General features: G+C 37.8%; 16 protein-coding genes. 9 read left to right on the top strand and 7 right to left on the bottom strand.

Annotated elements, in window-relative coordinates; genetic code table 11:
• The first annotated feature begins 90 nt into the window (after window positions 1–90).
• From GVN22_RS09270 to GVN22_RS09245, 6 genes are all read left to right on the top strand, one after another.
• A complete protein-coding gene (locus GVN22_RS09270) occupies window positions 91–2,376 on the top strand; it encodes a TonB-dependent receptor (protein WP_166550750.1) in 2,286 nt (761 codons plus the stop codon).
• 37 nt (window positions 2,377–2,413) lie between these two features.
• Window positions 2,414–3,808, top strand: a complete 1,395-nt coding sequence (locus GVN22_RS09265; RefSeq protein ID WP_166550749.1) for an HmuY family protein — start codon at window positions 2,414–2,416, stop codon at window positions 3,806–3,808.
• 52 nt (window positions 3,809–3,860) lie between these two features.
• Entirely contained in the window at window positions 3,861–4,697 is an 837-nt protein-coding gene (locus tag GVN22_RS09260; RefSeq protein WP_166550748.1) for a hemin ABC transporter substrate-binding protein, read from the top strand.
• A gap of 4 nt (window positions 4,698–4,701) precedes the next feature.
• Window positions 4,702–5,787, top strand: a complete 1,086-nt coding sequence (locus GVN22_RS09255) for an iron ABC transporter permease (protein ID WP_166550747.1) — start codon at window positions 4,702–4,704, stop codon at window positions 5,785–5,787.
• A 226-nt stretch (window positions 5,788–6,013) separates the two neighbouring features.
• Window positions 6,014–6,859: a heme ABC transporter ATP-binding protein gene (locus GVN22_RS09250; RefSeq protein ID WP_166550746.1), complete on the top strand. Its 846-nt coding sequence runs from the start codon at window positions 6,014–6,016 to the stop codon at window positions 6,857–6,859.
• Complete coding sequence (locus GVN22_RS09245) at window positions 6,847–7,869, top strand: hemin-degrading factor (RefSeq protein WP_166550745.1); 1,023 nt, start codon at window positions 6,847–6,849, stop codon at window positions 7,867–7,869. The genes GVN22_RS09250 and GVN22_RS09245 overlap by 13 nt, the downstream gene beginning before the upstream one ends.
• A 173-nt stretch (window positions 7,870–8,042) precedes the next feature.
• On the opposite strand, the gene GVN22_RS09240 is transcribed toward GVN22_RS09245, so the two are convergent.
• Together GVN22_RS09240 and GVN22_RS09235 are read right to left on the bottom strand one after the other, a co-directional pair.
• Window positions 8,043–8,489, bottom strand: a complete 447-nt coding sequence (locus GVN22_RS09240; RefSeq protein ID WP_166550744.1) for a molybdopterin-binding protein — start codon at window positions 8,487–8,489, stop codon at window positions 8,043–8,045.
• Window positions 8,486–9,577 (bottom strand): cytochrome-c peroxidase, encoded by a 1,092-nt coding sequence (locus tag GVN22_RS09235; RefSeq protein WP_166550743.1) that lies wholly within the window; start codon window positions 9,575–9,577, stop codon window positions 8,486–8,488. The genes GVN22_RS09240 and GVN22_RS09235 overlap by 4 nt, the downstream gene beginning before the upstream one ends.
• 120 nt (window positions 9,578–9,697) lie before the next feature.
• Here GVN22_RS09235 and GVN22_RS09230 point away from each other — a divergent pair, with 120 nt between their 5' ends.
• Together GVN22_RS09230 and GVN22_RS09225 are read left to right on the top strand one after the other, a co-directional pair.
• Window positions 9,698–10,234 (top strand): hypothetical protein, encoded by a 537-nt coding sequence (locus GVN22_RS09230; RefSeq protein WP_166550742.1) that lies wholly within the window; start codon window positions 9,698–9,700, stop codon window positions 10,232–10,234.
• A 221-nt stretch (window positions 10,235–10,455) separates the two neighbouring features.
• Complete coding sequence (locus tag GVN22_RS09225; RefSeq protein WP_166550741.1) at window positions 10,456–12,642, top strand: TonB-dependent receptor domain-containing protein; 2,187 nt, start codon at window positions 10,456–10,458, stop codon at window positions 12,640–12,642.
• A 105-nt stretch (window positions 12,643–12,747) separates the two neighbouring features.
• Here GVN22_RS09225 and GVN22_RS09220 read toward each other — a convergent pair whose 3' ends face one another.
• From GVN22_RS09220 to GVN22_RS09200, 5 genes are all read right to left on the bottom strand, one after another.
• Window positions 12,748–13,104, bottom strand: a complete 357-nt coding sequence (locus tag GVN22_RS09220; protein WP_166550740.1) for a type II toxin-antitoxin system HigA family antitoxin — start codon at window positions 13,102–13,104, stop codon at window positions 12,748–12,750.
• Window positions 13,105–13,156: 52 nt separating this feature from the next.
• The gene (locus GVN22_RS09215) at window positions 13,157–14,239 is read right to left on the bottom strand and encodes a PepSY domain-containing protein (RefSeq protein ID WP_166550739.1); all 1,083 of its coding nucleotides are present in this window, start codon (window positions 14,237–14,239) and stop codon (window positions 13,157–13,159) included.
• Between the two features lie 57 nt (window positions 14,240–14,296).
• On the bottom strand, window positions 14,297–15,844 hold the full coding sequence (locus GVN22_RS09210; protein ID WP_166550738.1) for a PepSY domain-containing protein: 1,548 nt from the start codon (window positions 15,842–15,844) through the stop codon (window positions 14,297–14,299).
• 64 nt (window positions 15,845–15,908) lie between these two features.
• Window positions 15,909–18,257, bottom strand: coding sequence for a TonB-dependent receptor (locus GVN22_RS09205; protein ID WP_205690832.1), 2,349 nt, complete (start codon window positions 18,255–18,257; stop codon window positions 15,909–15,911).
• A 385-nt stretch (window positions 18,258–18,642) separates the two neighbouring features.
• On the bottom strand, window positions 18,643–19,041 hold the full coding sequence (locus tag GVN22_RS09200; RefSeq protein ID WP_166550737.1) for a hypothetical protein: 399 nt from the start codon (window positions 19,039–19,041) through the stop codon (window positions 18,643–18,645).
• 159 nt (window positions 19,042–19,200) lie between these two features.
• On the opposite strand from GVN22_RS09200, the gene GVN22_RS09195 reads away from it, so the two are divergent.
• The gene (locus GVN22_RS09195) at window positions 19,201–19,674 is read left to right on the top strand and encodes a hypothetical protein (RefSeq protein ID WP_166550736.1); all 474 of its coding nucleotides are present in this window, start codon (window positions 19,201–19,203) and stop codon (window positions 19,672–19,674) included.
• The last annotated feature ends 45 nt before the right edge of the window (window positions 19,675–19,719 follow it).

Raw genomic sequence — 19,719 nt, 5'->3', positions numbered from 1 at the left:
ACATACCTTTGTATAATTATTTATATTAAGTCTAAATAAAAATAATAAAAGTATTTAAGAATATTACTTATTTGAATTAGCATCAAATCCATGAGATATAAGTGTGTTGTGTTATTGTTGCTATGTTTGGCAGCAAGCTGGCAAGTATTTGCCCAAGAAATAATAGTAGAGGGAAAAATTATCAATACAGAAGGATTGCCTATTGAAGGAGCTACTATCCTATTGCTAAAATCTGGCAAAGGAACTTTGAGTAAATCGGATGGAAGTTTTAGCTTAAAGGTTACTCAAAAACAAATGGAACGGGTTAAAATCAGCTCAGTTGGGTATGAAACTGTCGAGAATGCACTCGATTGGAAGAAGCCTATGAAAATCCAAGTATCCTTAAAACCTTCGGTAAAGAACCTTGACGAAGTAGTTGTAACGGGACAGCCACAGGGTCAAACGCTCCGTAATTCTGTTTATCAAGTAAGAGTTATCGATAGAGCAAGAATAGAACAGCGGGCAGCTACCAATGTGATGGGAGTTTTGAATAATGAAATAGGTTTCAGATTTTCGAATGATATGGCTTTAGGTACAACGGATATTCAGTTGATGGGTATGTCGGGTAGAAATGTCAAGATATTATTAGACGGAGTTCCGATGCTTGACCGTGGAGATACACGAGAAAGCTTGAATCAGATAGATATTAACAGCATCGAAAGAATCGAGATAGTGGAAGGTCCCATGTCGGTCAACTATGGAACAGACGCCTTGGCTGGGGTAATCAATATTATTACGAAAAAAGGAAATACGAATCATTGGAGTCTGTCAGCTAAAGTCCAAGAAGAAACGGTGGCAAATGAATACGGTTTTAGTAAAAATGTGGGAGATGTTTGGAATGGCGTACATCTCCAAAGTATTACTGGAACGTGGCAACATAAGGCTCTATCCTTTTCGGCAGGTTTGACCAACCAAAGTTTTGGTGGCTGGCAAGGTAGTTCAACAGGAAGAAATAAAGAATGGTTGCCTAAAACACAAATGCTAGCGAATGCCAAGTTGGGTTATCGTTTTAAAAATGCTGAATTCTATTATCGATTAGATGGTCTTGACGAAGATATTGTCAATCTTGGAACAGTCAACATCAACACGAATCAAGCACGTGACCAGCGCTTTTTGACGACGCGACTAATGCACCAATTTCAAGGAAATTGGCACTCAAATGAAAAACTGACGGTAAATTTCTTAGCAGCATATACCGACTATCAGCGCAAAACACAAACCTCAATTTTGGATTTGAATACGGGTAAAAGAACGCTTTCGCTTGGGGCAGGAGAACAAGATATTTCAAAATTTAATAACGCTATGATGCGTGCTACCGCATATTATAGATGGTCGAAGTTGTTGAATTTACAAGCTGGTTTTGAAATCAATGCAGACCGAGCTAGCGGAGCCAGAATTGAGGGTTCGCCCAGTATCAATGACTATGCACTATTTGTAGCACCAGAAATTAATCTTGACTCAGTTGTGCTGATTCGCCCTGGTTTTAGACTAATCAAAAATTCGGTATATGCCGCTCCCCCATTGATACCTGCGTTGAATATGAAGATAAAATTGAGTCAACATTGGGATTGGCGTATGGCGTATGCTCAAGGATTTAGAGCTCCTGCCTTGAGAGAACTATATTTTAATTTCTTTGACGCAAGTCATTCAATCAAAGGCAATCCTAATTTGAAAGCAGAAAACTCAGACAGCTTCAATGCCTCACTGACTCGAATAGGCAATATTGGGAAGTTTCAACATAAATCAACGTTGACGGGATTTTATAATGATTTTAGAAATTTGATAAGCTATGGTACTGATCCAACGAATCCAAGTGTTTCGCAAACGATAAATATCGATAGATTTAAAACAACAGGTTTTACAATTGAACAAACGTTGGCAACTCAAAAATTACGCGCCAGCTTGGGGCTTTCATACATTGGCAGATACAATCAACTGTTGAGTGACGAGAGCTTGGCGAATACGGCTATGGAAAGTTTTTTATGGTCGCCAGAAGTAAATACCAATGTAAGCTATACACTAGGCTCAGGTACTACATTGGGTTTGTTTTATAAGTTTACAGGAAAGCAACCTGCCTATCAAGCCAGCACTGATGCACAAGGGAATGCTACTGCAAAGTTGACCGAGATAGGAAGTTTTCACTGGGTAGATTTTACCATTACCCAAAAACTGAAGCATGGCTTTCAGCTTAACGCTGGAGTCAAGAATCTAGCGAATGTTACACGCTTAAACAATACAGGTATGACCTCAGGCTCGGCGCATAGTACGAGCGGACCCGTGCCAATGAGTTATGGACGCTCCTATTTTGCAGGTATAACTTATCAGATTCATCAATAAAATTTTGTAACTCATTCTCATAAATTAAACGAAAACAATGAAGTATTTTTCTCAATTATTAGGAGCATTACTTTTAGGGGGTGCTTTGGTGGTATCGTCATGCAAAGACACAGAGATTGCTCTACCCGATAATTTGGCACAATTTGAAGCAACACAACAAGGAATTGATGCTGCTACAACAGAATCAGTAATCAAAGTAAAGCTTTCGAGAGCTGTAGAATCTGCGACTTCTGTTACTTTACAATTGGCAGCAACAGGGCTTACTTATGGAACTGAGTTTACAACAGAACCTGCCGCAAGTAATAACCAAATTACTTTACAAATCCCAGCGGGAAGTAGCGAGACATCTTTTAAACTAACTAAAAAAGCAGGTATTTTTCTGAGTGGCTCGGAGTCACTTGCTGTAAAAATTGCTTCAACGACCAACTCAATTTTGGTTGGAACTAATGCAGAATTGACCGTGAAATTTACAGCAATTGTGTCTGATGGCTCAACGCTCAAACTCAATGGTGGAACTGGAGGCTCATCGGCAGTCAATTCTGTTTGGGTAGACTTTAGTAACAATAGCCAAACTGCTGTGGCTCGTGCTGCTTGGGATTTGGGGTTTTATACAGGAAATACTTTTTCCGTAAAAATTAATAACCTGACTGCTGCAACAGCTATTGCAACAACCAAGACAGATATAAATCAAGTAAGTGCTGCCGATACCGTTGGCAAAAACTTGACACTCGGTTATGAAACAGCTCATTTTGCCTTGGTAGATGATGTGACAGGAGATATTTCTAAAACGGTGATAGCATCGGTTTCGGCAACTGATGCAGACAATAAAGTCTATATCTTGAATAGAGGCACAGGCGGAGCTACCACAAAGAAAGACTTGATCAAACTACGTGTATTGAGAAATACATCAGGAGGCTATACTTTACAATATGCCAAACTAAATGAAACAAGCTATCAAACTATGACGATTGCTAAAGATGCTTCATTGCAGTTTGTGTACACCTCTTTCGATAGCACAAGTCCTGTTTCGGTAGAGCCAGCCAAAGAAAAATGGGATATTCAATGGACGGGAGCTTTGTATAAAACAGCACTATCAGCAACAGCAGACATTCCTTATTATTTCTCCGATCAAGTCTTTATTAACCATTTGGCGGGCGTGCAAGCCGCAGAGGTGTTGACTAGTACCGTAAGTTATCATGCCTTCGCCGAAAGTAATATTAGCTCGGTTACGTTTAGCAATAACCGTTCGATAATTGGCGCTAATTGGAGAGCCACTACAGGAACAGTTGGTGTAAAAACAGATAGATTCTATGTTGTAAAAGATGCTACAGGAAATGTCTATAAATTGAAATTCTTAAACTTTACTTCCGCTGATGGTGGCGAACGAGGCTACCCAAATATTGAATATAAATTGGTGAAAAAAGCACAGTAGTTTAAGGAAGAAAAGATATCAAGTGTAAAAGAACTTTCACTTAAAAAAGGTTATGAAAAAACTCATTTTAGGGTATTTATTGCTTTGCAATATTTCTCTTTTCGCACAATCAAAAACACCAAGAATCGTATCTATCAGTGGCGCTGTTACAGAGATATTGGTTGGCTTAGGTTTACAAAACCAGATTGTTGGCACAGATGTAACCTCCAATTATCCTGCCTCAATCGAGAAACTCCCAAAGGTAGGACACAACCGTGGTATAGGTGCTGAAGCAACTTTGGCATTACAGCCTACCATTGTAATTGGGACAAAGGATGAAAAGGGAAGTTCTTTCCTGAAACCAGAAGTAGAATCGCAATTCAAATCGGCGGGAGTAAAAGTTCAGATGTTTACCCAAATCTATACCGTAGAAGGTACAAAGAAACTCATAGATGAAGTGGCGTCATATTTTGGAAAAAAAGCCGAAGCACAACGATTAAAGCAGCAAATTGATGTGGCTCTGAAACAAGTTAAAAAACTTAAATCTCCGCCCAAAGTTTTGTTTATCTATGCACGAGGCATGGGAGCGTTGTCGGTGGCAGGTAATAGTACTTCTGTGAAAAGTTTGATAGAATTGGCAGGAGCACAAAATGCTGTCAATGATTTTGAGAATTTCAAACCACTCACTCCCGAAGCGCTAGTAGCAGCTAATCCTGATTATATTTTATTATTTGATTCAGGTTTAGAAAGCATTGATGGCACAGTAGGATTATTAAAAATTCCTGGCGTAGCACAAACTACAGCAGGAAAGAAAAAGCAATTTATCACCATGGACGGAGCAATGCTAACAGGTTTTGGTCCGAGAGTAGGCTTGGCAGTTTTGGAGCTGAATAAAAAAATTAACCTTTAAATCTATGAATAATTCGGCTGAAGTACGGTTTGTAGACACCCTATTGACAAGAAAAACTAGCTCTTTTACCAAAAATGGACTCATTCTTCTTGGTCTGACATTGGTACTAATCACTGTAAGTTTGTGGGCAGCAGGCTTGGGTGCAGTAGCAATTTCATTCCGTGATGTTTGTTATATTTTAGGTCAAAAGTTAGGACTCGTTAGTGGTGCTGTCGACGACCAAGCCAGTGTAATCCTTACTGTAATTCGCTTGCCTAGGGTATTGATGGGGATTTTGATAGGAGCGATATTGGGCATGACAGGAGCTTCCATTCAAGGTCTTTTTCGGAATCCATTAGCCGACCCGGGTCTGATTGGTATTTCGTCGGGGGCTTCGCTATTTGCAGTATCAATGATTGTGTTAGAACTTCATTGGTTGAGTGAATGGCAAATGCTCGGTCTGTTTGGGATGTCTATTATGTCATTTATAGGCGCTTGTTTAACCGCTTTCGGAGTATATCAACTATCCAAAGTCGACGGAAAAGCCTCTGTTTCTAATATGCTTTTAGCAGGAATCGCCATCAATGCTCTTTGTGGAGCTATTACAGGCTTGTTGACTTATCTGGCAAACGATGCTCAGTTACGAAGTATTCAGTTTTGGGGACTAGGAAGTTTGGGTGGTGCGACTTGGGAAACGCTTCAAGTAGGCGCAATAGGGTGTTTCTTGCCTTTGGTTGCTATTCCAAGATTGGGAAAATCGCTTAACGCCTTTGCTTTAGGCGAAGGTCAAGCACAACATTTAGGAATCAATGCCAAACGTTTGAAAATTCAATTGATTTTATTGACAACATTAGGCGTTGGAATTTCCGTGGCGCTTTGTGGTACAATCGGGTTTGTAGGTTTAGTTATTCCTCATATCACCCGAATGCTGGTGGGACCCGACCATCGAATTGTTTTGCCAGCATCGGCGTTGATGGGCGCTATTTTATTGACTTTAGCCGATTTGATTTCAAGGACTATTGTTGCTCCTGCCGAGTTGCCTATTGGCATCGTCACCGCCATTGTTGGAACGCCAAGTTTTATCGCGATACTTATCAAAAATCGTCGATAGGAGAAATTGAGTTATTAGTTAATAGTATATAAGTTATTGGAATACGCTTGTAATCAGCAGAATATCTACAACGTATGTCATAGGAATAATTATTCATGCAGAATTAGATTGTTTAGGCAACAGGCACAAGGCAAAGAGTGTTAGAATGTTTTAATAACCAAAGACATGCTTTTTCCAAAAGCCCACTGCCGAAAGCCGATACCTGTTTGCCCAAACCCTTTACAACATGATTGAAGTTCAAAATATCAATTATAGCATTAACAAAAGACAACTCTTGAGTCAGGTGAGTTTTAACTTTTCTAGTGGAAAACTCTTGGCAATCATGGGTGCTAATGGCGCTGGAAAATCTACTTTACTGAAAGTATTGAGTAAAGAATTGCCTTATCAAGAAGGTAAAGTTAGATTGGCATATCGTAATCTAAATACTTATCGCTCGGATGAACTAGCCCAGATAAGAGCGGTATTAGCACAACAAAATACCCTAGCATTTGAATTCAAAGTGGATGATTTGGTAATGATGGGTCGGTACCCGCATTTTACTTCTCGACCCAACGCCCAAGATCGAGCTATTGTGGAATATTGTTTAAACCAAACAGGTATCGCCCATCTTGCCAATCGTACTGTGCATACATTATCAGGAGGCGAGCAACAACGTGTGTATTTGGCAAAAGTCATGGCGCAATTGCTCGACTACGAATCGTTATTTGATAAAAATTACAGGTCAGAGCAACCCAAATATCTGTTTTTGGACGAGCCTGTAACAGGTTTGGATTTATTTCATCAACAACAATTATTGACAACCGTAAAAGAGTTAACGCATAAAGGTTTTTGCGTAGTGGCGATTCTTCACGATTTGAACTTGGCGATGCAATTTGCAGATTCGGTGCTATTACTCAAAAAAGGAAAAATCGTGGATTACGGCGTCACACAAAAGGTTTTACAACCCGATGCTATACATGAAACCTTTGGGATTCAAGTAAAATTATTTCAGGATAGCCAATTGGATTATCCCTTTATTATTCCATTTCAAGAAAATATTTATCATAAAACAGCAAGGATATGTCAAGTGTAACCCTTTCTCTCAAAGAGATATATCAAAATTTTCAAAACGAAAATCCTAAAGTTAGAATAAGAGATGCCGCCAAACAATTAGGTGTTTCAGAGGCAGAACTGCTAGCCACCTCTATTGGTGAAGGTGTGGTACGACTGAGTGGTGATTTTAGAGAGTTGATGAAACAAATTCCTTCGTTGGGATATGTGATGGCGCTGACTCGTAACGAAAGCTGTGTGCACGAACGCAAAGGAAAATACGAAAAGGTCTCATTCAACAACCACGTTGGGTTGGTACTAGGCGAAGATATCGACCTACGTTTGTTTATGAGCCATTGGAAATTTGGTTTTGCTGTTGAGTCTCAAAATAAAAGTTTTCAGTTTTTTGATGAAAATGGAAATGCTGTTCATAAAATCTTTTTGCAAGAAAGTAGCAATGTAACGGCATACCAAGACATTGTTTCTACTTTTCGGGATACTGAACAATCAGAATTGTTGGAGGTAATTCCTGAAATTGAATTTACGGCTCCGCCAGCTAATCCTGATTTGGATGTTGAGGCATTTCAGGAAGCTTGGTTAAAATTGGAAGATACCCACCAGTTTTTTCCTTTATTACAAAAATTTGGGGTAAATCGTCAGCAAGCTTTGGCTTATGCACCTGAAGGATACGCACAAAAAGTTTCGGTAGAGCAAGTAAAACAGGTGCTAGAAGAAGTATCAAGTACTAATACCGAAATTATGATTTTTGTGTCGAGCAAAGGCTGTATTCAAATTCATACAGGCTTGGTGCAAAAGTTGGTATCTATGGGACCTTGGTTCAATGTACTGGATCCACAATTCAACCTACATTTGCGTGAAGATCATATTGCTGAAGCTTGGCTCGTGAAGAAACCAACCAACGATGGCATAGTTACAAGTTTGGAATTATTTGATGAAAATTTCCAACAAATTGCCTTGATTTTTGGAAAAAGAAAACCAGGCAAACCAGAATTAGAAGCTTGGCGAGTAGCCTTGGAGAAATTTATAAACTAATGATTGATTTTGTAGAATCGGTACCGTTTGTGGTACCGATTTCTTTTTGAGCAAAAAAAGCAGAGAATTGTATAAGCAGTATGAAAGACTAAATTAGTAGTGCCTTTTGATAGTATCCATCTGATTATGAGTTCAATCCAATAACTGATATACTATTAACCAATAACTTCTTGTTACTTAGAGAATTTTATCTCTAGAGAAGCCAATTCTCGAATCCATCTGGCTCGGCGTTTTTCTTTTGGAACAATCAATCTAAAAGTCCCTTCGTTGGGTGCAATTAAAATAGGTGAATCAGTGAACTCAGGGTCAAACTCGGTTAAGGCAAAAACCACTTCATAGCCATCAGAAGCCTTTGCAACGACGTATTTTGATAGACTTTCACCTCGTAATTGATTTCCCAATGTAACGCCAGCGACTTTGAATAGCTCATAAACACCCACGGCGCTATAAGTTTTGCTTTGGTCTTTGTCTTTTGCTTCAAAATTAACAGAAGGGTATTTACTCAACGCTTGTGCATCGAGGTTGATTTCTTGCTGTACTTCCCCGAAAATTCTTAATTTTTGGGCAGAAATAGAGTAGGAGAGTAGTACTGAAAATAGGATAAATAATGATTTTTTCATGGATTTGGTGTTTTATGAGGATTCGCAAAAGCGGGATTTTGAATAAAGCTTGAATCGGTGAGTGTATGTAAAAAGGCAATAATATCTTGTTTTTCCTGAACCGTTAATGCAAGACTTTTTCCGTTATTTTCGTTCGTATTATTTTTCAAAAAAGGACTTAAATTCGGAACATTCTCGATATGCTCATTATAATGGTCGAGCACATTTTCCAGTGTTTTAAATCTGCCATCGTGCATATAGGGTGCTGTGAGGGCAATATTCCTCAAAGTTGGAACTCTGAACCTTGCCTTATCAATGGTGTTTTGTGTAATTTCAAAACGCCCCAAATCTCTTTCATCAATCGGAAGACCATTATTATGGAATAATTCGATATAGGTTTTGGCGCCCCCGTGGCACTGTACACAGCCAGCGCCACGAATGCCATTTTCAGGTTGAGGTAAGCTAGAAAATAGTTTTAATCCATTGGATTCATGAGAGTTAAGTGATGTTGTTCCTGCCAAATATTGGTCATATTTGGCATTGGCTGAAATAAGGGTTCTTTCAAATTGAGCAATAGATTTTGTAATGAGTTCGGGTGTAATCTTTTTTGTATGAAAAACCTCTAAAAATAGTGCTGGATACAACTTAGTCTTTTCAAGTTTTTGGCATGAGACAGCTAGACTTTGAGCCATTTCATCAGGATGCGTAAGTGGTCCCATGGCTTGTTCTTCCAAGCTTGATGATCTACCATCCCAAAATAATTGCCGAACCCAAAGCAAATTGGCGAGTGACATACTATTGCGTTTGGTGGTTTTTCCACTGACGCCAACACTCAGAGTTTTTCCATCAGTAAATGCTAATTTCTGTTGATGACAACTGGCACATGAAATTTGGTTATTGGCAGATAAAAGTGGCTCATAGAACAGCATTCGTCCTAGGTAGACCACTTCTTTTTGCATTGGGTTATCGCTTGGAATAGAAAATCTATTTCCAAAGTTTTTGGGATATTCTAACAGATATTCGCCTCTCGGAATGAGCTCTGTCGAGACAAAAGCCATCAGTATTATAAGTATCGAACTCGCAAATACGAACCATTTAAGCTTTTTCATTCCATATTCGTTATATTTGTACAAATATAACGAACACTTTGAAAATAGAAAAGTTAATGATTTGAATCATTGGTGAAGATTGTTTAAAATGTTATTTTTGTTAAAATTTCTATAAAAATATTGAGAGCACTCACAAGCATATTTCTGTTGGTATTATTACTAAATTCTATTTTTAGTAAAAGTATTGCTTTGTTGATGGTTCATGAAACGCCACAAATTGAACAGGAAGATGTTGTTTCTGAACGAATAGAAGTTGGTATGCCAATGATTTTGCCTTATACTTTTGACTTTCATAATAGGGTAGAAGGAAGAGCCTTGGTAGAGCACGATGGAAAGTTTTATAGTGTAGTGGAAAAAATCTACAGAAATGATAGCTTGATTACTGTATTACAATTGAATGAAAAAGCCACTCAAAAAATTAAACAAATTGTGCAAGAAGTTAAATTGGGAAATGGACAAACACCAACTTCTAGTCCAATCCAAAAAGCATTAGAACTCTGTAAAAACTTAGTAGTAGAATATTTACCTAACATTACCTTTTCTACTGTTTCCTTATCTAAAAGTGCTTCCTTTATTTATACAAAAAAAACCTTTTATTATTCTACTTTGTATCATTTTTTCTACTATTTGAAACTTCTCAAACCTCCGTGTTTTTAGTTATACTTATAATTAATTTGTATTTTTAATATATAAATCATGTTAGTTTAATTATATATAAATCTTATAATTAAGGTTTTGTATAAGATATTTTCAGTATTTATAGATTAATTAAATACAAAATAATTAATATGAAATTTTATTTAATTCTCGACTCATAAATTGAGCCGAGAGTTATGCTTTTATCTAATAAGTGAACTATTACGTTTTGAAGAGAAGAAATGAATTTAAAATATTTTACAACTACATTATTTATATCATGTTGGGCTATAAAAACCAATGCTCAAACGGCTGATTCTACTAAATCTAAAGAGTTACAAACTATTACAGTAGAAGGAAAAAGTCTTCACGAGGACATAGGACGCCTTTCTGGAATTACTGGTACGTATATCATGGAAGGTAAGAAAAACGAAGTCCTAAACGTATCAAAATTGAACGCCAGTATTACCGACAAAACAGGTCGTCAGATTTTTGCCAAAGTCCCTGGTGTATTTGTGTATGATATGGATGGAACGGGGAATCAGGTCAATATTTCGACGCGTGGACTCGACCCACACCGAGGTTGGGAGTTCAATATTCGTAAAGATGGCGTTATTACCAATTCGGATATGTATGCCTATCCTGCAAGCCATTACAGTGTGCCCATGGAAAGTGTAGAACGTATTGAATTGGTTCGTGGAACGGGTGCTTTGCAATATGGCGCACAGTTTGGCGGGATGCTCAACTATGTGAGTAAGCAAGCTAGTGATCATAAAGCCATTGAATTAGAAGCTATTTCGACAGCAGGCTCGTATAATCTTCTGAGCAATTATGTATCGTTGGGAGGAACGCTTAAAAAATGGAAATACTATACTTATTTTCTTCAAAAATCACGAGACGGATATCGTGATTATGAGCATACCAACATGAATGCTCAGGGGGCTGTGGTACAGTTTGCACCAAACGAAAAATGGAATTTTCGTTTGGAATGGGCACGTTCCAGCTATTTATACCGTATTCCAGGGCCATTAACGGATGCAATGTTTGCAACTGATCCGACTCAGGCAACTCGTAGTCGCAACTATTTTAGCCCTACAATTAATGTCCCGTCGTTTAGAGCAACTTATCGTTTGAGTGCTAATACCACTGTAGAGTTTACTTCTTCGGCAGTTATTGGAACGAGAAATAGCGTGATGTTTGATAAACTAGCGACCATTCAGGATACACTAAACCGTGCGACTCTACAATACGCTAATCGTCAGGTAGATATTGACCGTTTTAATAGTTTTACCAATGAGTTGCGTGTATTGAGTCATTACAAAATAGGTCAAATGGAAAGCAATTTGGCAAGTGGTGTTCAGGTAATGACCAACGATTTGCATCGTACGCAATTGGGCAAGGGCACAACTGGCGATGATTATGACTTAACTTTAGTTGATCCCGTTTGGGGAAGAGACTTGCATTTTGCTACCAATAACATAGCTATTTATGCAGAAAATAGTTTTTATGTTCTGAAAAATCTGAAAGTGAATGCAGGGGCACGGGTTGAAATGGGAGAGAGCCGTATGAGTGGTACGATTACCTATTATCCAGAAAATAAAATTCCTGTATCTATCAAGCACCAATATCCTTTGCTGGGAGCAAGCTTTAGCTACAAGCCAAGTTTATTAGGTGAAGTATATGGAGGATTCTCGCAAATGTACAGACCAATGATTTTTAAAGACCTGGTACCAAGTTCTATTTATGAGAAAGTCGATCAAAATATCAAGGATGCCAAAGGGTATAATGTGGAGTTGGGCTATAGAGGTAGAAAAGGCTTTTTGAGATGGGATGTGACAGGATTTTTGTTGAGATATGATAATCGTTTTGGAACGCTAGGAATAACAGATGAGACAGGTACATTTATTACTTATCGAACTAATATTGGAAATTCTGAGACAAAAGGCTTGGAGATTTTTATTCAAGGGGATTGGAATTTGAGTAAAAAATCGTCTCTCTCAATCTTCACTTCGACCTCATTCATGGATGGAAAATATGTTTCGGGAGAGGTGAAAACGGGTAATACAAATATTTCTGTGGTAGGCAATAAGATTGAGAGTGTTCCTACGGTAATTACACGCAATGGTCTAACTTTCAACATAGGGGCTATTAGCTCAACGCTTTTGTATAGCTATACTTCTGAGACATTCGCCGATGCCCTAAATACCCGCACGCCAAATGCAAGTGGAGCTATTGGTTTGGTCCCATCGTATGGAATTCTTGATTTGAATGCAGCTTTGAGACTAAGCGACATGATTCAGTTGAAGATGAATATCAATAATATTACAAACGAGCATTATTTTACTAAAAGACCGCTATTCTATCCTGGTCCAGGCATTTGGCCTTCGGATGGACGTAATGTACAACTGTCTTTGACGGTTAAGATTTAGTGAGTTATGATTGAGTGGATGAGTGGTTTAATATGTATTTTTTCCGTAGAGACGCAATGCTAATACAATCACTTATCCAATCAATCTCAATTTACTCATCTCACTCTAGGAGAGTAAGATATGTGCTGGAATACCAAGATGTTGATGGAGGTATTTCATAAATCGTACACTCATTGGCTTCTTACCATTAAGTATTTCGGATATACTACTTTTACTCATTCCTATTTGCTTTGCTAAGCTGATTTGATTTAACCCTTTTTCCTCCATTTCGAATTTTAGCGCTTCTATAGGAGATAGTGCTTCAATTTTATGATGCTTTAGCTCGTATTCATGCACTAAAATTGATAATAACTCAAGTAAATCCCCCTCCTTTGTATTAGGCTTAGCGTGAAAAATAGTCTCCATTTTTTTTAATGCAGACTCATACTCTTCTTCAGTTTTTATTGGTTTGTTAATTTCCATAATATTGGTAATTCTAAGAGCTATGTTCGATGGTTTTCGAAAATAAAGCTAATCACATTTTCATCTTTCTCCACCACAGCAAAAATCCTGTAATTGACAATAGGGCGGGGCTGAGTCCTAGAATAACATAAAGTATTTTGAGTAAAATACCTCCGTAGTTGCCTACATGGAGTGGATAAAATAGTGCTTCGATTTTGTCCCAAAATTCCATCTCTTCAAACCGTCCCATACTACTAAATTGACCTGTTTGAGCGTCAAATTTTATAAAATTACCACCAGCAAATAAGGCATTTTGCCCAGCGATATTTCCTCTAACATTAAATTTCTTTTCGGGTTGTGTTGGGAAATACACATAATTAGGGACTAAATCTGGCATTTTTAGTCGGGCTTCATGATACATCTTGTCGATTGAAACTTTTACAAGGGTATTTTCGGGAGCTAATTCCTTTTCTACCTTCCACTTTTCTGTTTCAAAAGCAAATAAATTCATCCAAAAGCCTGTGAAAAACACGACTATATTGAAAAGCAAGGCCCAAACGCCCACAATTCGATGTAAATCCGAGGAAATAGTACGCCAGTTTTTGGTTTTGATTTGCACTTTGAAAGTGAGTACTTTCCAAATAAATTTTCGGTAAACAATCAAGCCCGTAATAATCGAAATAAGCATACAAATCCCCATAATGGCTGTTAGCGCTGCTCCTGGCATTCCTAAATGGAAAGAAAAATGAAATTGAAATAGCCAATCCATCAACCCTGTTACAAAAGTATCGCTTCGCCCTGTTCGGATGATTTTTCCCGTGTATTGGTTGATATTCAGTCCTCCCAAATCATAAGTCATCAATTTGGCATCGTTCAGATATAAACGAAACTTATACGATTCATCTGGCGAAGCCACAGGGTTTATCCATGACGCCCCATCTAATCGAGGATATTCTTTGACAATTATCTGATAAAGAGTATCTAAAGAAAGAGGTTTACCTGTAGGAACTACCTTTGTAGATTCATGATCTAGAAAGTGCTCTAGCTCGTCTTTGAAGACTAATAGTGAGCCACTTACGCCTAAGAGTAATAAGAAAATACCAGTTACTAAGCCAAACCATTTGTGAACACTATAAATATTTCGATAAATACGCATGATTGTTGATGTCCATAAAAATCGGCTACCAGTCAACAGATAGCCGATAAATGAAAATTATTTAGTTTTAATAAAAATGGCAAGACCAAAAATACTTACCACCAGTACTCCAAAGGCTGCTAAAGTCATAACGCCATCTCTAATATCTTTTCCTAGGCTTTCTAAACCATTGTATTTGTGTAAGAAAGCAAATGAAAATCCTTCACGGCGGTCAGCATCGGTCACTTTGGCTGCTAAACGATTGGTGGCAGGTTCAATATAATAAGTGGTGTGCTCTGGCGTGTTGTATGCTAATTTTACAACAGGTAATCTTTTGTTGACAAAGCCGTATTCCCCTGCAAATTTAGTGATAATTTTGACCTCCTTCAAACCTGCCTCGCTCAAGGACATAGACGATTTGTTATCCATCATTTCACAGCATTCTTCACCACCTTTTGCCTCACGATTTGAGAATTGATTAGCAAGATATTCGGCATAGACTTTAAAACCATCCTTCAATGGTTTATGCTCATTAACGGTGAGATATTCAAAGCTCGTTTCTTTGGTCTCCCAGTTCTTTTTGATGAGTTGCCAATAAATCTGTTCATTCATTTTTACCAAAGAGATATTACTGACGCCTTTTAAGTTCACTAATGAATCTTGGGCTATCGCTTTTGTCTGCATGATTGGTTCGCTTACGTATTTCAGTCTTTCATCGGGTGTAAATTTCCTTGTTGCATGATAGATTCCTGAAAAGGCGAAAGTAAAAGTGACAAAACTAGTCCAGAGTCCAATAGAACGGTGGTATTTTCTAAATATACTTACCTGATTTTCCTTTTTTGCTGGCTTAAATTTACCCCACATAAAGCCATAAATTACCAAACCACCTACAGCTGACGCAATGATTATTGTTAAAAAAATCATCATCACAATGATTCGAATGGTATTGTTACTAATAGCATTCAGAAAATCCCAGTTGTGGAAAATATCGAAGATTTTGATAAAAACTTTTCTTTTAGCATCGTTAAAAACGATAAAGCGACTTTGTTCCGTTTCTACATAAAGATCCATTTTGTCTGGTCTATCAAAGGATACTTTGTAGGCTGGTAAAATTCGGTTTACGTAAGGGTATTCTTCGGTAAACTCCGTTAGTTTTTCAATACTTTTTATTTTGCTTGTAGAGTCTGCCAACATAAAACGTGCAATCTGCTCTGCAAATAATATATCGCCATTTGGCAATGACTTTCCATTTATTGTATTGAAATACAATAAATTACCTTTTAAATTCTTTACTTGATAATAACTTTTCTGATTAAACTTGACGAAACGAATATTTTTGAAAGAAGTAATTTGGTTTTGTGTGAGAGCTTGTCCAGCGGTTAGTTTTACCTCGTCTTGTTTAGTAGTTTCAGCTTTGTAAAATTCATTGGCAATTTTGGTTTTAAACCAATGAGACATAAACGGATGCATTACGCCCGAAGCTGTCCAAAATATGGTTGGAACAAGCGCTATGATTCCAATAATACGATGCCAACGGTACATATTGCGTTGAATCCATTTTTTGAATCCAGTCTTTTGACTTTTTGAGTTTTTACCCTCAAAATCTGAAGTTATTGATTGTGACATTTTTTCTTAGATTGAGAAAATGTTTGGTTACAAGTTTATCCGCTGTAACCAAACACTTTATGAATTATTTTCCGATAAAACTGTATTGAATTCCCATCACAAAAGTACGTGGTGCCGCAGGAGTGAAGGTAGTACGGTCGGTAGAAGCGTTACCTCTTGTAGCATTGGTGGCATAAAGTGCATCAGTGGCATTCATGATGTTGGTGAATACCTCAAAGCCTTTCCAACGATAACCAACACGGAAGTTGACTAAATCATATCCACCGTAAGTCACGGTATTGATTTGGTTTTGATACCATTGTCCAACATGTTGCCATTCTAAAGCGGTTCTTAAGCCCTTAAACCACGTAGGATAGTAACTAACCTCGGTATTCCACATCCAACGGGGTGCCGAAGGCATATCCATTCCGTTTACATCTTTGATCGCATCTGTAGCTTTTTGGCTCAACGTAAATTCGATAAAGCGGTGCATGGAGTAAGTTCCACCACCACGAATAGATAAGTCTTTGCTAGGGCGGTAGGTGATACCCAATTCTATTCCTTTGTGTTCGGTTTTACCTGCTGCCTGATAGTCAGTTGAATTATCAGGTTGACGAATACTCAACAATTCGTTGCGTCCGTCCATTTGGTAAATCGAGGCGTCGATATATACTTTGTTTTTGAACAACGAAGCCCAACCACCAACTTCAGTATTGGTGAATGTTGCAGGAATAAGGTTGTAGTAAAACAAATCGCCGTTTGCAGCAGGAGTTGGTCTTTTGCGGAAAATAGCCGTTAAGCCAGAAGGTGCAAAGCCTTGCGAGTAGTTGAAATAAACTCCTTTGCTATTGCCAAGGTCATAAGTTAATCCCAATTTAGGCGTTACATTGGTATAGGTTTTACCACCCCCAATGCCTAAGCCAGTGGTTTTATCGATGTCCAAATTGTTTACGTAATCAAAGGTCATATTGTCATAGCGCAATCCTGCCGACACATGCAATTTTTGAATTGGTTCAAAGTCATATTGTAAGTAGGCCGCTGTATTATAGATTTTTGCGTTATAATCTGCAATTTTAATATCTGGACGCTCCTTTGTAATGGTATATTTCTCTACTGATTTTCCATCTGCTCTCAATTTGGCTGCTAAGTCGATTTGATATGACCAGTAGTCATTTGGAGAATAGTCGATACTTGCTCCTGCGATTAGTTTTGAATTAAGAAAATCAAATTTCTGAGTGTGTTGCGTAATCAAGCCCAAACTTCTAAAATTATTAGAGTTGATTTCGCCTCTTGCGGTAGTAGCTCCCGAAGTCCAGCGAATACCATAACTTGGATTTTGACCATGTTCATTGTCTCTCCCAAAAACGGTTATGTATGTTTGAGAACCTTTTGCCCAATCTTTTTCAAAAGTCAATCTAGTGCGTAGTGAGTACGCTTTACGATAGGTAAAATCTGTAGTACTTACATATTGGCGATTATAGAACGCTACACTATCGACACTGCCGCTCGTTTGCGAATTATATTTGGCATACGATAAAGTATAAATCAAGCGAGCTTTCGGATTGATTTGATATTCCAAACGAGCGTATTGGGCATTTTTAGTGTAGTCAGAGCTTGTCATCCAAGAGTTAGTTTGGTCTGATACCAATCCTCCTATGTACACACCCAACTTGCCAATTGTTGCGCCAGCACCGTATTGTACACGTCGGAATCCCCATTGGTCAAACTGAAGGCCAGCACGTGCGGTTGGTACTGCAGTAGGTCTTTGTGAGATAAAATTTACAGCTCCACCAACAGCCTCTGGTCCGTATATAGAAGATACAGGGCCTTTTACGACTTCGATTGAACTTACTGTAAACTGGTTCATTTCCAACAGTGAGTTATGATTAAAGACACCCATTGGACGAATAGGAACACCATCCTCCATGTACAAATAATAGGCGTTAGTAGTCATAGGCTGGCGAATCGACATAGAATGTTGTTCATTACCTAAGTTTACCATCAAAACACCTGGCGTTTTGTTCACCACTTCATAAATCGCCGTAGGTTTTGCTTCCTCTATTTGCTTCGGTGTTAATTTGCTAATGGCAATAGGGGCTTCGGTTCGTAAACTTGCCTCACGGTTTGCAGTAACTATAACTTGTTGTAAGTCATGTATTTCTTGTTCTAGCGAAACTGATATATTCTTTTGATTAGCCGTGGAAATCGTTGTTTTTTTATAACCAACAAAAGATACAGTTACACTAGCTGGACTACTTTTTAAACTAAACTGACCTTGTTGATTAGTAACTGTGCCAGCACCATTTGCTTCAATATTAGCACCGATTAAAGGTTCATGAGTAACGCTGTCAAAAACTTTCCCTGTGATTTGGGCATTAGTGATGAATGCGATTGTGCTGAATAGCATAACCGACAGGATACGTAAAAAATACATAATAATGTTTTAACTTTAAAATTGGAAAAAAGTACTAAAGGCATACTCGTGCCTATTTGCTGGTTTTTCAGCAAATGCAACGAAATGTCTTAGTATGAAAATGGAAAGTTGAATCAGGTAGGATTTTATCTTACCTGATTTTTATTTGGAAAGATCAATAGCACGAGGGGCATATTTTTCCGAAAACAGATACCGTTTATTTCGGATTTCGGAAGTTGGATTTCGGAAGTGTAATCTTTTACATTTCTTAAAAAATAAAGGTAATTAACCTTATTTCCGAAATCCGCAATCCCAAATCTGAAATAGCAGAAAATCCTTCATACAGTACTATCACTCCATAGATTGATGCCATGCAGTACTACCGAAAATCCAATAAAATGAGGAATTAAGCCACGGTCGGTGGTTTGAGGAGAAAATTGAAATAGATAGAAGTGTAATTATTGCTGTAGATAGGAAAAGAGTGTTTCTTTTTTATCTCAATAATATCATTTGTGAGTACTAAATTATGATTAATTATAGGTACAATACATGGAATTTCAAGGAGAATTCTGGCAAAAGCCATTCCTTTTTCTGAAGTCTCTTTTTGGTCAGCAGCTGCCACACGTTTAGCCAAATAACATTTACCATCACAGTGCATGTCGGGTCTAAAACGATTCTCACAAAGATTTTTGATAATGTAGTCTTTACGAAGATTGTAATCAACATACACCAATGGTACTGCCATCATCCTGATAAACAGGAGAATAGCAAGAAGCAAAGCCGCTATGTTGTATTGTTTCTTCAAAATTTTGGTCTAAATTTTCTGGACAAAGATAATCCAGCATTTTTAATCTAGCAAATGGATATACTGATATATCTGGGAATAAACCCTGATTCTTATTAGTTATGTTCAATATTTTTCTTCGAATTTTGTACTTTATTAATATTTATAAATGCTCAAATTATGCTTTATTCCTTTCTTTTGGCTTTTCATTCGTTTTGGAGATGGGTGGTGCTAGTAACTTTAATAACTAGTGTTTTTCGTACGTATATTGGAAAAAAAGACAAACTGGTTTTTTCAAGAAAAGATGATCAACTTCGGCTATTAACTGTAATCTCAGCACATATTCAACTAACAATCGGCGTAGTTTTGTATGCCGTAAGCCCGATTGTTAGTTATTTCTGGAATAATTTTGGAAAGGCAGTGCATGAGCGACAGATTCGCTTTTTTGGAATGGAACACATTACAGTCATGATTTCGGCTGTAATTATACTAACAATTGGTTCGTCGAAAGTCAAAAAGCAAGACGGCGATTATAGAAAACATAGTACTATGTTCTTTTGGTTTGGCATCGCACTTTTACTGATTATTAGCTCGATACCTTGGTCATTTTCACCGCTGACGAGCCGACCAAATTTTCGAGTTTTTTCGTGGTAGGAGATAGAATCCATAAGGCAAAACTAGCATCAATATTATTTGAAT

Origin of the sequence: Cellulophaga sp. BC115SP (assembly GCF_009905545.1) — a bacterium.
GTDB lineage: Bacteria > Bacteroidota > Bacteroidia > Cytophagales > Spirosomataceae > Flectobacillus > Flectobacillus rivi.
The sequence above is the reverse complement of the archived record's forward strand: the minus strand, read 5'-3'. Positions and strand labels throughout refer to the sequence as shown.